This window comes from Flavobacterium luteolum (assembly GCF_027111275.1).
Classification (GTDB): Bacteria; Bacteroidota; Bacteroidia; order Flavobacteriales; family Flavobacteriaceae; genus Flavobacterium; species Flavobacterium luteolum.
Genome location: NZ_CP114286.1, coordinates 743,599 through 758,109 on the forward strand (window position 1 = coordinate 743,599; position 14,511 = coordinate 758,109).

Genomic DNA, 14,511 nt, shown 5'->3' on the forward strand with positions numbered 1-14,511 from the left:
TAATTAAATGTCTTTTTCTTTTTGTTCAAATGGCAGTGTTATGCTAAAAACTGCTCCTTTATCAGCAATTCCTGTCGCAGTAATACTTCCTCCATGTCGTTCGGCAATTTTTTTACAGAGAGACAAACCTAAGCCTGTTCCTTCGTAACGATCTTTGGAATTTAAGCGGGTAAAAGTTTCAAAAATACGTCCGGTTTGATTGTCTTCAAATCCAATTCCGTTATCTTCTACCGTAATTACCGCTGCTCTTCTTCCGTCTTCAATTTGTTCATTTGCCTTAATAGTGATTTGGGGCGACACTTCTTCTCTAGCAAATTTAATAGAATTGTTAATCAGATTATAAAACAATTGATAAAGCAATACAGAAGCTCCTTCAACCACTGGGAGTTCTTCATAATAAATTTTACCTCCTGTTTTTTGAAGCGCGATTTCAAGGTCGCTTTCTATATTTTTAATCACTTCATTTAAATCGACAACCGTTGCTTTTTGCAAATCGGCATTGATTTTAGAGTAGGCCAACACACCGTCAATCATAGTGAACATACGGTCTGCCGCAACATGAATTCGTTCAATATATTTTGAAGATGATTCGTCTAACTGTTCGCTAAGATGATCTTCAAGACGGCTTAAAAATGTTTTGATTTTTCTAACAGGCTCTTTTAAATCGTGAGATGCAACATGTGCAAATTGCTGTAAATCGTCGTTAGAACGCTGTAATTCTTTGGTACGCTCTGCCACCAAAATCTCCAATTTTTCGGTAATCGATTTTTGCTCATGAATATCGGTGCAAGTGCCAAACCAATTGGTTATTACGCCTTCTTTATCTCTTATTGGAAGCGCTTTACTCAAAAACCAACGGTATTCTCCCGTATTAATATTTTTTAAACGAAACTCAATCTGATACGAGGTTCCTGCATGAACACTTTGATACCAATTTTTTGAAACCATTGATACATCATCTGGATGAAGTACGGGCATCCAGCTCGAATCTCCAAATTCATGTTCATTGAAACCGGTATATTCGTACCAGCGGCTGTTATAATAATCTATAAATCCTTCAGGATTCGATGTCCAGATAATCTGCGGAACCAGATCTGCAAGCTGCCTGAATTTTTCTTCGCTTTCTGCAATTACATTTTGAAGTTCTTTCTGCGAAGTTATATCGCTTGAGGCACCAAACCATTCTACAATTTTTTCTTTATCGTTCAATATCGGAACCACTCTAGAAAACACCCATTTCACAGTATCATCTTCATTTATAATTCTGTGTTCCATTTCGAAAATACTTTTCTCCACTATCGATTTGGAAATAAGATGTACGGCCTGCTCCAGATCACTAGGATGAACAAACTTATCCAACCAATTGATGCCTTTTTTTCCTGGACTAGACAATTCTCCATCTCCTTCCAGATTATGCATGATCATCCAATCGGCATCCATACGATAAACTAAGTCAGACGAAGCGTTGATTAAGGCTCCGAAACGATTTTCGCTTTCCTCCATCTTCTGGCGTGCCACCACTTGCTCGGTAACTTCTACTGCTACTTGTATCATTCCAGTTATCTCTCCTTCTTCTATTAAAGGTCGATAAGCCAGATTATAATAGTAGTTCTTCATTTCTCCTGTCCGATTGTGAGGCACTAGAACTTCGCTTTGATCAAACGGAATTCCTTCGTTATAAACCCTTAAAACTTGTTCCCAAACATATTGTCCTTCAAGTTCTGGCAATACATCTATCAGACGCATACCAATAATTTCTTCTCCTCGGCCTATCATTTGAAGCATGTGTCTGTTTATCTGTTCAATAACAAGATCACCTCCTCGAAGTACTAAAGTCGGAGCTGGAGTCTGATGAATCATTTTACGGAAACGGCTTTCATTTTGCTGCAGTTTCTCTTCAGCCAGCTTACTTTCGGTTATATCTCTTGTTGTTCCAGCAACACATTCTACTTCTCCTTTTTCGTTAAAAACGGGAACAAAAATATAGTCGTAAATTCTTCTCCCTAATTCGGCATGCGGAAAAGAAACTGTTCCTCTAATTGGCTTTTTATTGGCCACAACAGCATCAATTTCGCTTTCATGCATTTCGGCATGCCAGTCTTCGTAACCATTTTCTCTTAATCCGCGGCCAATAGAATCTTGTTCTGTTTTGCCCCACATGGTTAATAAAGCTTTGTTTGTATAAATGAACTTGTAATCAAGATCAAATACATAAACCAAATCGGGAGTGCTGTTTATTATAGAATTGTAAAGTCTTTTTTGTTTTTCTGCATCAATCAATGCTTCATTCAATGCAGTTTCTGCCTGTTTTTTTTCGGTGATGTCTTCCATCGTTACCACCAACAATTGATCTTGAGCTACGGCAGTAAAACGGAACCATTGTTTTTTGGTTTCAGTACCAAACCATTGTTCAAAATTAGCTGGAATACTGGTTTCTAAAGTTTCAATAAACTTTTCAAGAACGTCTGTTCCGTTGACATTAGAAAAAACTTCACTGTATCTTTTATTTTTATAATCCGAATTTCCGATCCAGTTTACTAAATAGGCATTACATAATAATATCGTAAAGTCTCCAGCTTTACCCTTTTTACCATACAAAGGTTTCAAGACTGCAATACCATTTGGCGCAGAATTAAAAACAGTTTGAAAAAGGTCTAGATTATGTATTAGCTCCATTAAGATATTTGATGAAAATAATTTCTAATGCTGTTTTTTGCTACTAATGAAACGTAAATTTGTTAAATTCTTTCTCAAATATAAATAAAAACACGATTGCCTGTTTAAAAAATAAAAAAAGCCAAATCGTTTAAAATTTGGCTTTTTTTCGGTTTCACAAGAATAACATCAGTTACTGTCTAATATGCAAAAGAGCGGAGTATTTTTCCGCTCTTTTTAAAATTAATCTGTTTTTGTTTCTTCATTTCCAAAAGTACGAATATTCATATTGGAATTGTCTTTATGTCTCAGTTCTTCATAATCGCTATCATCTCCCCAATCTCCTGTATTGGTGTGCTGAATAGGATTGTCACTTTCATTTACATATTCTACTTTATTTTCGTCATTCGGAAAATACATATGGTATCCTAAAATGGGATCCCAGTTTGATTCCTGAGTACGATCAATACCATCTTGGAATAAATCGTTTTGTTCATTTCTTGTTTCCATTTTCTACAATTTTACACCCTCAAAGATTGAAAGCCCGATTATTATTTCATTCGTAAGTTAGTAAAATTCAACAAATTAAATCACAACCTATTATATCATTTAACGAAAATTTTACATGATTCTGTATTGTTAAATAAATTTTCTAATGCGTTTTAATTCAGTTTTTAGAATTGTATTGAAACTAAAAAAGCCTGTAAAAACAAGATTTACAGGCTTTTTAAAATAATCTGATTTTTTAAAAAATTTACTTCTAAAAAGTAACCAGTTTTACTCCTAAAGTAAACCAGCGTGATGGCAACGGTACTGCCCCTACTTCGTAATAAGTTGCATTGAATATATTTTGTCCGTCTAAAAAGATTGTAAATTTATTAATTGACTGACTTACTCTAAAGTCATTTACCCAATAAGATGGTCCTGTAATTCTTTCGTTAAAACGAGTTGCAAACATAACCGATAGATTTTTAAACTGATAATCTATAGTGTTGGTAATTTGATGTTTTAATGACGAAATTGCATATTTTGAATATGTTTCTGTACGCGCACTTTTGAATTCAGAATCTAAATAGGTGTAAGCCAAAAGAATATTTAATCTAGAATCTTTAGAGAAATCGAATCTGTAAGTTCCGCGTAAATTGATTCCGTTTGTGTTTAAATCTCCAGTGTTTTGGCTCTGCCAAGGCTGTGTGGTAAGATTACGCATCCAGTCGATATAATTGTCAATTTTTCTATAGAAATAATTGGCATTCAAGCTTAAAGCTCTTTTGTTGTACTTGAATCCAATTTCGCTTTGAAAAGCATTTTCTGAATCCAAATCTGGGTTTCCAACATTTCCTGTCTGTTTCAAATACAAATCTGTAAACGACGGAATTCTTTGGCTTGTTCCGACATTTCCAATAATTTTGAATGCATCAGTAATCGCATAACTAGCATCAATTCCTGGATAAATCTGCCATTTATAATCTGAATTGTAATTTAAATATGTTCCGATATTTACATCCAATTTTTCAGTAAAACTTCTTCTATATTCTGCATAAAGTCCCACATTTTCGCGATCGTGATCACCAATGTTTGAAGAGTGGATATTTTCGTTTCTAAATTCAGCTCCAAAACCAATTTCTCCTTTAGACAATTTTACTGTAGAGTTCAATTCTCCAGCAATAGAATTGGTATAATGCTGACTTCTTCCAACAGCTAAATTAGAGTTTCCTAAATAACGGTAATCATCATAATTGTAACGATATGTTATTCTCGGCATAATTTTCCAACTGTCAGTAATTTGATGATTAGACTGAAGATTAGCAAATGTAGTCTGAACAATTTCCGTTGAGTTTTTATCTCCCGGCGCAGCATAAAATCCGTTTGCTCCAAATCCGTTTTTGATATATCCTGCAGAACCCTGAATTTCATTTTTATCATTGATCTGAACATTTCCCTGATAGAAAATTTTGTTGTTTTCGAATGCTGTGTTGTAACGATAACCGTTGCTTTTATCATGCGAAGCAAAAAGTAAATGCTGCTGTTTCTCTTTACCTAAAACAGCTCCCGCCTGAACTCCTGTTCCGTAAAAAGTATCTCCTGTATCTTGAGTGTCTTTTTCAAAATTAGATCCTGCATAAGTGCTTACCATAAAACCAGAATCGGTTGGTTTTTTGGTAATAATATTAATTGCTCCTGTTAAACTGTTAATTCCGTAAATTCTCGCTGCTGGTCCGCGAACAACTTCAATTCTTTCAATTGCCTCGACCGGAAGAGGCAGATTTAGCATATTATGAGCAGTTTGAGAATCGATTACTTTTGCTCCATTTAATAAAACAACAGTTTGTTCAAAACTTCCTCCGTCAACACTAATGTCGGCTTGAGTTCCAAAAGGTCCTCTTTGTCTGATATCTACTCCGTTGGCATATTGCAATACTTCTTGCAAGGTTCTTCCTGGCAGTTTTTTAATGGTTTCGCTCGAAATAACATATACATTTCTATTTTGTTTAGAAATTGGTGTATTAAAACGGCCTTCATTAATAATAACTTCATCCATTTGGTTGATGGAATCTTTCTTTGTCTGTGCGTAAAAATTGGTACAAATTACTGCAAAGGCAGCAAAATAGATTTTTTTCATTTTGGTTTACTATTTTTTTGGCAAAAGTAGCTTCTTACCGTACCAATAAAGTATACCAGTTTTATAATTACAACTAGACCGGATGATATTATGTTCTATTTTGCTAAAATCTAAGCAAAAGTGAGAGATATTACTTATAAATCAAATATTTAGCGCGCATTTTTTTTAATACCTGTACAACTTATTTCTAGCTGTTTCTTATTTCTTAATCTGATTATGATTAATTTTTTTCATCACGTTTGTTTTTTTTTGCTACTCCCGATAGCTATCGGGATAAAAGGATTAAAAAGGATTTTTTTATTTGGTTGCGCTTAGTTTTTTTTCACTCAGATTTTGCAGATTTATTTGAATTTTATAATCTGTGTTGATCTGCTTAAATCTGCAAAATCTGCGTGAAACAAGAAATCATTTTAATCCTTTTAATCTGTGGCTAATACTATTTATTAATTTGCCTCCAGATTTTAGCACTAAAATCATCCTTGTACATTAATCTGTTTGTTCTTGTTGGATTAACTCGATTCGTCAAAATGATTACAAATCGGTTTGTGCTTCTATTCATAAAGAAAAAAGTTCCTGTAAAACCTGTATGTCCAAAATCGTCTTTTGTAAAAAACTCGTCTGGTTTTCTTTTATCAAAACCTAAACCGCGATAAATTCCTTCTTTGGCAAGCGGCGAATCCGTAAACTCTTTTACGACATTGGCTTTTAGAATCTGTTTTCCTTTGTAATTTCCGTTGTTCATGAGCATTTTGCAGATCACGGCAATCGATTCTGCGTTGGCAAATAAACCTGCATTTCCAGAAACACCTCCAAAAATGGCCGCTGCCTCATCGTGCACATAACCTTTTACAGTATCTTTTCTAAAGAAATTATCCACTTCAGTTGGCATCACATTATCTATTGAAGTCCATTTTAGCGGATTATATCCAATTTTTGAAATGCCTAACTCAGTATAAATTTCATTGGTAAACTGATCGAGTTTTTTTCCTGTTTTAGTTTCAATCATTTGCTTCACCAAAAGCAAATTTAAATCACTATACAAATATTTTCCTCTCGGATTTGTATTTGCTTTGGCAATCCTTTCATAAACCGACGGATAAAATTCTGGATTGAGCCACATGTTTTTATAAATCTGAACCCAATTTTCTTTTGGCTCAAAAACCAAATATTTTGAATCGTAAATGATGTTTTTATTTACAAACATATTATCAAAAGGCTCAACATATTGCTCTGATTTTTGATTGCTCAAAAAAGGCGAATTATCTGGTGTAGAAAGCAGTGCTTGATAAAAAGTGATACTTGGCGTTAATCCAGAAGTATGTGTTAACAATTCAAAAAGCGTTAAATCGGAAATCGCTGTATTTTTGTACATCGGAACAATTTCGCCCACTTGATCTGTCAATTTAATTTTTCCATCTCCAACCAAACGCATTGTTACAAGTGTGGCCCCTAAAACTTTAGACATTGAAGCCAAATCAAAAACGTCATCTGATTTTATTAATTGCTTTTTCGTATAATCATGATAACCATAATTTTTAGATATCAGATTAGAATCTCCTATACCCACGATAATTTGCGCTCCTGGAAAAAAGCCTTTTTCCAGCGCATTTGTCATCATCGAATCAATGTAAACTTCATTACTTTTTACATCAAAAGATTGCTTTGCCTTTTTCTGCGAATAGCCTTTTACTCCCAAGAAAATCAAGTAAACCATTATAATTTTAATGCCAATATTTTTCATAGTACTATGGATTAATTTTTAAGTCCTGACTTGCCATCAAAGGATCATTATTGGTTCCTGTAATTTGTATTCTAACGGCTTTTACAGGCTGTTTCGGATAAATGGATGCGTTTCCGTAATCAAAATCAGCACCTTTTATGAAATCAGTTCCATTGTATGAAAACTCCACAAAACCATTGTTAATGATAAATCTTGGGTGATGCGGAATTCCAGTTAAAACATCTATTTTAGAAGAGGTTACAGGATTAGTAAAGGTATACAAAATCCAGTCGCCATCTTTGCAGGCCACATCGGTACGCAAGTACGATTCTTCATTATAATCTTGCAGATTCGAAATTGGAAACTTCGGATTTTCTGCCATCGAAGAAGTTACTTTTACTTCTGGTTCCTGATAAGGCGAACAGATGAATTTTACATTTGCTGCAGATTTTTTCTCTTCTTTATTTTCGACTGTAAAATCTAATCTGTAAGTGTTTTTTTCTTTGTAATTATCAATTAAAAATCTCAATCGAGGTTTTGATTTTAGTGCTTTTTCGTCTGCATAAGTCTGCACTAATTTATCATTTTCAAAAAGCGAAACATTTTTGATTGTTCCATTTGCTCCATCATCTGTCGGATTAAAACTTAAATACCAAATGCCTTTTTTATCTACATGATCTGATATATTTTCAGAAATAGTCAAAACTTCTGCTTTTGAAGTATTCCAATTGGCTACAGGCAATTTTTCAGCTTTCACTGCAGGACTTGCCGAATATTCATTAAAAAATACTCTGGACATATAGCGTTCGTAATCCTTCGTTTGAATTGGCCCTGTATACAAAGGCGATTGTCTTGTTGGCTCATTTCCATCTTTATCAAATCGTACAACGGCACCTTCATAAGGTGGCGTTACGGTAATTGTTCCGTTTTTATAAATCGCTGTTGGAGGAAAATCCCTAAAAGCAATTCCCATTTCAGCCAATCTTTTTAAATGGCTATTGGTTAATCTTCCATAAAAATCATCCCAGTTTTTATCTTCTTTTTTAGACCATCCAATTTCAGACAGTGCGCTGATTCTCGGATAACTTTGATATTCCATAATTCTTGCAGGACGATCTAAATATTCACTCCACAAAGCACCTTGAACGCCAATGATATTTTTCTGTTCTTCTGGAGTTAAATCGGTATCTGGAATTGGTTCAAACGAATAGGCTCTTTTGGTATCTGTGATTGCTGCCCAACGATGGCCACGTTCTGTTTCAGATTGTGCCATATCGTAATATGTAAATTGCCCTGGCATCATGATGGTTTTATATCCTTTTTTTGCCGATTCAATTCCGTAACTAATTCCCTGCCAAGCAGAAATTAGTGTATTTGGATTGATTTCTCCGCCTTTCAGAATTTCATTCCAGCCGTCTGTTTTTTTATGGTATTTGTCTACAATTTTCTGAACTCTTTTAAAGAAATAATTCTGAAGCTGAAAACTATCCGTAAATCCTTCTTTTGCCATTAAAGCTTGACATTTTGGGCAATGTTCCCAATTGGCACGATTGACTTCGTCTCCCGCAACATGAATATATTCAAAAGGAAATAATCCAGATACTTCTCTAATGATTGAATCCAGAAGATCATAATTTTCTTCACGTCCTACACACCAAACATTTTTCACTTCTCCTTGAACACTTTTAAGTTCCTGCGTTATCGCGCAACCCACTTCTGGATACGAAGCCGTTACCGCACGCGAATGCCCCGGAATTTCAATTTCTGGCATTACAGAAATGCCACGATCTGCTGCATAAGCCACGACTTCTTTAATGTCTTCTTGCGTGTAAAACCCTCCGTAACGTTTATCTCCTGAACCATAAGAAGGAAGCAAAACTTCGCCTGGACCTCTCCAAGCACCTTTTAAAGTTAAATCTGGCAATGATTTGATTTCGATTCTCCAGCCGTTATCGTCAGTTAAATGCCAGTGAAAAACATTCATTTTATGAGCAGCCAACCAGTCAATATAATTTTTTACGGTTTGTTTGTCGAAGAATTGTCGCGAACAATCCAACATCATTCCGCGCCAATCAAAGCGTGGATAATCTTCTATTTTCACAAATGGAAGAGCGCCTTTTTTGACTTGTTTTGCAGAGCAAATTTGCAATAAAGTCTGAAATCCGTTTAATACGCCTTTATCTGTTTTTCCTTTTACGAAAATCCCTTTTTCATTTATTTCCAATTGATATCCTTCGTTCGGAAGATCCAATTTCTTGTCAACCAGAAATGAAATATTATTTTTTCCGTGTTTTTTTCCAATCGAAACAATTGGTTTAATTTCGGTATTTTTTGAAATACTTGTTGAAATATAATCGGCGCTGTTTTTTAGTTTTTTGTCTACAACAATTTTTAATGATGAAGGAAAAACAAACTGTCCCGCACTTTGCTGAACCGATACAGGTTTTGGAATTATGTCTAGTTTTTGGGCTTGTACAATACTAAGTGAACTTAGAAATAGGGCTAATAGAAGAATACTTTTTCTCATTTCTTTTTATATTTTATTTTGCTAAAAATTCAATCGGACTGCTTTCCGTCTGGGTCTGACTCAGAGCGGTGATCGCATAAACGTAGTTTTCCAAATCGGCATTCGTAACTTCTAGTTTTACAGCCGTTGTCACATAATAAATATTCTGAGGATTTGAGAAATCGGTTATTCTTCCTTTTGGGAATTTGTAGATTACATATTTTTTATCGTTTAATGCTGCTTTCCAAGTTAAAACTGCATTATTGCCTTTTTTCGCAATTACTGCATTTGTTGGCGGTTCTGGCTTTAATCTTGTAATTCTATTGGCTTCGGGAGTTAGAGCGATGTATTTGTATTCTTTTTGAAGAAGAGGTTTTCTAAGAGTATCTCCTTTTTTTAGAAAATTCGAAGCAGTAAAATGCATAGAACCGTCAATTTGAGGCATTTTACGAATCATTTCAATCTGTTTTACAATCTGGTCTGGACTTCTCCATTCTGGTTCTTTGGCGGTAGTTGAAATTTTATAATCACCATGGCCAACGTAAACATTTGCTCCATACTTATGTTCTGCCCACCATTTTGCCAGAACTTCAAAATTGGCTCTGTCAAAACCAATGTGCCAATAGATTTGAGGCGTTACATAATCGATCCAGTTTTCTTTTTGCCATTTTAAGATATTCGCATACAAATCATCATAATTGGTTGCTCCGGCTCTTGTATTAGAACCTTGCGAATCTTTGGCAATATTTCTCCATACTCCAAAAGGCGAAATTCCGAACTCGACTTCTGGTTTATTGGCAATAATCGTATCTCTGATTTGTTTGATGATTAAATCCACATTGTCTCTTCGCCAATCGTCTTTATCTTTAAACTGACGTGGTTCTTTGGCAAATGCCTTATCATCTGGAAACTCCTGCCCTTCAATTTTATACGGATAAAAATAATCATCCATATGCACAGCCTGAATATCGTATTTACGAACAATCTCGCCTACAACAGAAGCAACGAAATTTCTGGTTTCTTGCAAACCTGGATTAAAATATCTCGTTTTTCCGTACGTCAGAAAAAGGTCTGGTCTTTTAAAATATAAATGATTTTTTGAAAGCACATCTCTAACGGTGTCTTTCTGAACACGATATGGATTAAGCCAAACGTGAACGTTCATTCCGCGTTTTCCTGCTTCGTCAATCATCATTTGCAACGGATCGAAACCTGGTGCAACGCCTTGCGTTCCTGTTATCCAATGCGATGCTGGTTCTTTAGTCGATTTGTAATAGGCATCGGCAGTTGGACGAATCTGAAAAATTACAGTATTCATATTGTAAGAACGTAGATTATCCAGAATGGCAATCATTTCGTTCTTCATTTCTTTATCTGATAATCCTGGTTTAGAAGGCCAGTCGATATTTTCTACGGTAGAAATCCAAGCGGCTCGCATTTCTCTTTTTGGCGATTGCTGACTGAAAATTTTGGTCTGAATCAGCAATACCAAAATCATAATTTTTAGACTTTTCATAAATTATTATTTTAGGTCGTTAGTATAATATTCTTGGTAGAAAAATTTAACCGCAAAGAGCGCAGTGGTTTACGCTATGTTCGCAAAGGTTTCTTTTCCTTTTTTTAAATCTCGCAAAGGCACAGAGACACAAAGTTTTTATTATTTAATGGTTATTTTCTCTCGCAGATTAAGCAGATTTAAAGGATTTCATTTGTTGCGAAAAAATCTTTTATAATCCTTTAATCTGTGGCTATTTTTACTCTCGCAAATTCAGCAAATTTAATTCGTGAAAATTTGTGAAATTAGTGGCGAAAAAAATCTTTTATAATCCTTTAATCCCGATAGCTATCGGGAGTGGCTAAAAACTATTCCAATAAATAAATTCCGCCTTCTATTAAAGATGCCCAAACTTGTCCTTTATCATCAACAGTAAAGCCATTTATACTTGAACTTCCTAAGTTAATTTGTTTGATGATTTCAAATTTTGTGGCATCAACAATTACAACTTCGCCTTTTCGGCTTCCTAAATATATTTTATTGTTTTTTTCTAATATTGCTGCAGGATTGTGTTCATATCCCCATTTTAAATCCAAGACTTTGCTTTGGCTTACAACATTTTCTTCAGTCAATTCAATAGTATCATTAAGTGGCACTCTTACCAGTTCGCCATCCATTGTTTTGCCATAAAACCATTTTCCGTCTTGGCTTTTACCCATTGATTCTCTAATTTTCCACTTCGAAGTTCTTAAAAGCGTTTTACCCGTTTCAATATCTAAAATGGTTAAGAAACGTTGAGGCGTAACAAAATAAAGTCTGTTTTTTGATGCAACCATATTGACATTTCCAGCAGAATATAAAATTTGTTTATCGTTGCCATTGTTCCATTTCCAGATCAGTTTTCCTGTATTTTTATCCAAACAATACACATACGAGTCCCACACTCCAAAAATTACTTTATTGTCTTGTATTAACGGAGTTCCCTGCGAATAAGAAGCTGGTAAATTGCTCTGCCAAATGACTTTACCACTTACAGCGTCTGCACAAACAAATGCCGTAGAACTCGCCGTATAAATTTTATTGTTTTCAGCAATTGGCGAACCTACTAAAACACCACCAACAGGAATTGTCCATTTTTGTTTTCCTGATTGAGTATCAAAACCTAATAGATTTCCTTCAATAGTTCCTATAACCAAATTGTTTTTTACAATTATTGGTGAAAAATAAATTGAATTTCCTGTTTCCGTTTTCCAGTTTACACTTTTACTTTTTAGGTTAACCGATTTTATTTCACCTATTGAATTCGTAAAATATAGATTCTTTTTATCGAATGCCGGAAGGCTGTAAATAGAGGCAATATCTTTTATAAAAGGAGTTTGCATCGTTACACTATCTTTCGGAATTTCAATTTTGGAAGGTTTTGATGGCACCGAAAATTTAAAAACTCCCGGTTTATCAATTTCTTTCTGATAGATACTGATACTGTCTTTGCTGATAATTACTTGATTATAACTTTTTGTTTTTCCGTCAAGCGAAGTTATCGAAGTTCCCATTATACCGCTCAAACCAGAGAAATCATATTTTTTTAAAGTGTGTCCGTGACCGCAAAAAGTGGCAACAGTTGGATATTTTTCTAAAACAGAAAGCACTTCTTTATAATTGCTCACGCTATTATCTAACGGATAATGAGCAAAATTCAACACTTTTTTATTGTTGTTTTTAAGACTTTCTTTTAAAGTTTTATCAAGCCAAAGCACATCTTCATGTTTTACAAAACCATCTCCCATTTTCATGTAAGGTCCGCACGGAAAGCCTATAAAGACATAATCACCTTTTGAAAATACGAATCTATCCTCGCCAAAGATTTTTTTATACGTCAAACCGGCGCTTTCACTCCAGTTCGTTTCATGATTTCCAGAAATTACATAATATGGAATTTTCAGTTGAGAAAGGATAGAATGAACTTGCTTTAACTCATCATCGGCACCGCGATTGGTTAAATCTCCGGTTACAACCGCAAATTCAAAATCTGAATTGTTGATTTCTTTTACAATATTCTGTAATAAAAAGTCATTGTCATTTCCTACTGAAACGTGCAAATCAGTTAGCTGTACAAATTTGATATTTTCTGATTTTCCTGCATTTTGAGAGAACCCAGAAACTATTACAAAAAGCAATAATATTCTTAAAAATAGATTTTTCATTGGTGTTTTTTTCTTTATTAAACAATAATTTATTTTTAAACAGTTCCTATTATGGAATTTGCTATATTACTTAACCGCAAAGAGCGCAAGGATTTACGCAATGTCCGCAAAGTTTTGTTTTTTAATCTCGTAAAGGCGCGAAGACGCAAAGTCTTTCTTTTTTAAATATTTTTTTCTTTGCGCCTCTACGACTTTGCGAGCAATTTCATTTACAAAAAAAATTAAATCCTTTTAATCTGTGGTTATTATTTTCTCTCGCAGATTTAGCAGATGCAGCAGATTTTATTCGTGAAATTTTTCTTATTCGTGGCAAAAAAATCTTTTTTAATCCTTTATCCCGATAACTATCGGGAGTAGCGAAAAAAATACCTAACAGGCTTAGAAAACCTGTTAGGATAACCAACCAAAATTTATGTATTGCCATAAATCAACAAAATGGCAATGCATTTAACGTTTACTGCATTTTTTCAGCATCATTAAAATAATTGTAAAAAAACAGCAGCTGATATTTTAAGGAATTCTCCCAATATTTTAAATTATGTTCGCCTGGACGTTCTATATAATCGTGATTTATCTTTAGGTCTAACATTTTTGCGTGAAGTTCTCTGTTTACTTTCATAAAGAAATCATCAACTCCACAGTCAATAATCAGTTTAAGTTTATTGTCTTTTACCAAGTCTAACATATTCGTAACGGTGTTCTTGTTCCAATTTTCTGGAAATTCTGTAATTGGACCTAATCGTTTTTTGATATCCCAATTTTCAGGAAACGGACGAAAATCTACGCCTCCGCTCATGCTTCCTGCCGCACCAAATACATCTTGATGTCTGAATGAGAGATACAAAGCACCATCTCCGCCCATGCTCAAACCTGAAATAGCTCTTGCTTTACGGTCTGCAATTGTTCTGTATTGTTTATCAATAAACGGAACTAGTTCTTTTACGACATAAGTTTCATATTTGAAAGTCGGATCTATTAGGACTATCAAAATACCAGCTTGAATAATTCCCGTCTACACCAACCACTATAAAACCATACTGATCAACTTGCTTTCCGAGTTCTTTAAAATCTTTTGCCCAAGATCTATAATTTCCGCTATAGCCATGAAGCAGATAAACAACCGGAAATGCCTTCTTGCTCTTTTTATAATTGTCTGGAACTACAACGCAAGTTTTAATATTCTTCTGCATCGAAGCACTAAAAACCTGTAAAGTATCAACCTTAGCCGCTTTGGCTGTAAAAATGAAAAGCAGCAGTAAGATTGAATAAATTGTTTTTTTCATAATTGATGTTTTTATAAAATACTAT

At 34.4% G+C, this 14,511-nt stretch carries 9 protein-coding genes; all 9 read right to left on the minus strand.

Going from position 1 to position 14,511, the window contains the following annotated elements:
• Nucleotides 1-3: 3 nt before the first annotated feature.
• The 9 genes from OZP10_RS02870 to OZP10_RS02910 all read right to left on the minus strand — a co-directional run bounded on the left by OZP10_RS02870 (nucleotide 4) and on the right by OZP10_RS02910 (nucleotide 14,486).
• Nucleotides 4-2,676, minus strand: a complete 2,673-nt coding sequence (locus tag OZP10_RS02870) for a PAS domain-containing sensor histidine kinase (RefSeq protein ID WP_281633431.1) — start codon at nucleotides 2,674-2,676, stop codon at nucleotides 4-6.
• A gap of 222 nt (nucleotides 2,677-2,898) precedes the next feature.
• Nucleotides 2,899-3,165 (minus strand): hypothetical protein, encoded by a 267-nt coding sequence (locus OZP10_RS02875; RefSeq protein ID WP_281633432.1) that lies wholly within the window; start codon nucleotides 3,163-3,165, stop codon nucleotides 2,899-2,901.
• 250 nt (nucleotides 3,166-3,415) lie between these two features.
• Nucleotides 3,416-5,278 carry a TonB-dependent receptor plug domain-containing protein gene (locus tag OZP10_RS02880; protein ID WP_281633433.1) on the minus strand — a complete coding sequence of 621 codons (1,863 nt, stop codon included), beginning with the start codon at nucleotides 5,276-5,278 and terminating at the stop codon, nucleotides 3,416-3,418.
• 436 nt (nucleotides 5,279-5,714) lie between these two features.
• Nucleotides 5,715-7,019 (minus strand): serine hydrolase domain-containing protein, encoded by a 1,305-nt coding sequence (locus tag OZP10_RS02885; RefSeq protein WP_281633434.1) that lies wholly within the window; start codon nucleotides 7,017-7,019, stop codon nucleotides 5,715-5,717.
• Between the two features lie 4 nt (nucleotides 7,020-7,023).
• The gene (locus tag OZP10_RS02890) at nucleotides 7,024-9,525 is read right to left on the minus strand and encodes a beta-N-acetylhexosaminidase (protein WP_281633435.1); all 2,502 of its coding nucleotides are present in this window, start codon (nucleotides 9,523-9,525) and stop codon (nucleotides 7,024-7,026) included.
• Nucleotides 9,526-9,538: 13 nt separating this feature from the next.
• Nucleotides 9,539-11,020, minus strand: coding sequence for a glycoside hydrolase family 10-like protein (locus OZP10_RS02895; protein WP_281633436.1), 1,482 nt, complete (start codon nucleotides 11,018-11,020; stop codon nucleotides 9,539-9,541).
• Between the two features lie 347 nt (nucleotides 11,021-11,367).
• The gene (locus OZP10_RS02900) at nucleotides 11,368-13,203 is read right to left on the minus strand and encodes an outer membrane protein assembly factor BamB family protein (RefSeq protein WP_281633437.1); all 1,836 of its coding nucleotides are present in this window, start codon (nucleotides 13,201-13,203) and stop codon (nucleotides 11,368-11,370) included.
• 454 nt (nucleotides 13,204-13,657) lie between these two features.
• The gene (locus tag OZP10_RS02905; RefSeq protein ID WP_281633438.1) at nucleotides 13,658-14,191 is read right to left on the minus strand and encodes an alpha/beta hydrolase; all 534 of its coding nucleotides are present in this window, start codon (nucleotides 14,189-14,191) and stop codon (nucleotides 13,658-13,660) included.
• The gene (locus tag OZP10_RS02910; protein ID WP_281633439.1) at nucleotides 14,157-14,486 is read right to left on the minus strand and encodes an alpha/beta hydrolase-fold protein; all 330 of its coding nucleotides are present in this window, start codon (nucleotides 14,484-14,486) and stop codon (nucleotides 14,157-14,159) included. Before OZP10_RS02910 ends, OZP10_RS02905 begins: the two co-directional genes overlap by 35 nt.
• Nucleotides 14,487-14,511: the final 25 nt, after the last annotated feature.

Bases quoted from the DNA above. Each gene is read 5' to 3' on its own strand.
- OZP10_RS02895 (WP_281633436.1), bottom strand. From the start codon at position 11,020: ATGAAAAGTCTAAAAATTATGATTTTGGTATTGCTGATTCAGACCAAA.
- OZP10_RS02880 (WP_281633433.1), bottom strand. From the start codon at position 5,278: ATGAAAAAAATCTATTTTGCTGCCTTTGCAGTAATTTGTACCAATTTT.
- OZP10_RS02890 (WP_281633435.1), bottom strand. From the start codon at position 9,525: ATGAGAAAAAGTATTCTTCTATTAGCCCTATTTCTAAGTTCACTTAGT.
- OZP10_RS02885 (WP_281633434.1), bottom strand. From the start codon at position 7,019: ATGAAAAATATTGGCATTAAAATTATAATGGTTTACTTGATTTTCTTG.
- OZP10_RS02900 (WP_281633437.1), bottom strand. From the start codon at position 13,203: ATGAAAAATCTATTTTTAAGAATATTATTGCTTTTTGTAATAGTTTCT.
- OZP10_RS02910 (WP_281633439.1), bottom strand. From the start codon at position 14,486: ATGAAAAAAACAATTTATTCAATCTTACTGCTGCTTTTCATTTTTACA.
- OZP10_RS02870 (WP_281633431.1), bottom strand. From the start codon at position 2,676: ATGGAGCTAATACATAATCTAGACCTTTTTCAAACTGTTTTTAATTCT.
- OZP10_RS02875 (WP_281633432.1), bottom strand. From the start codon at position 3,165: ATGGAAACAAGAAATGAACAAAACGATTTATTCCAAGATGGTATTGAT.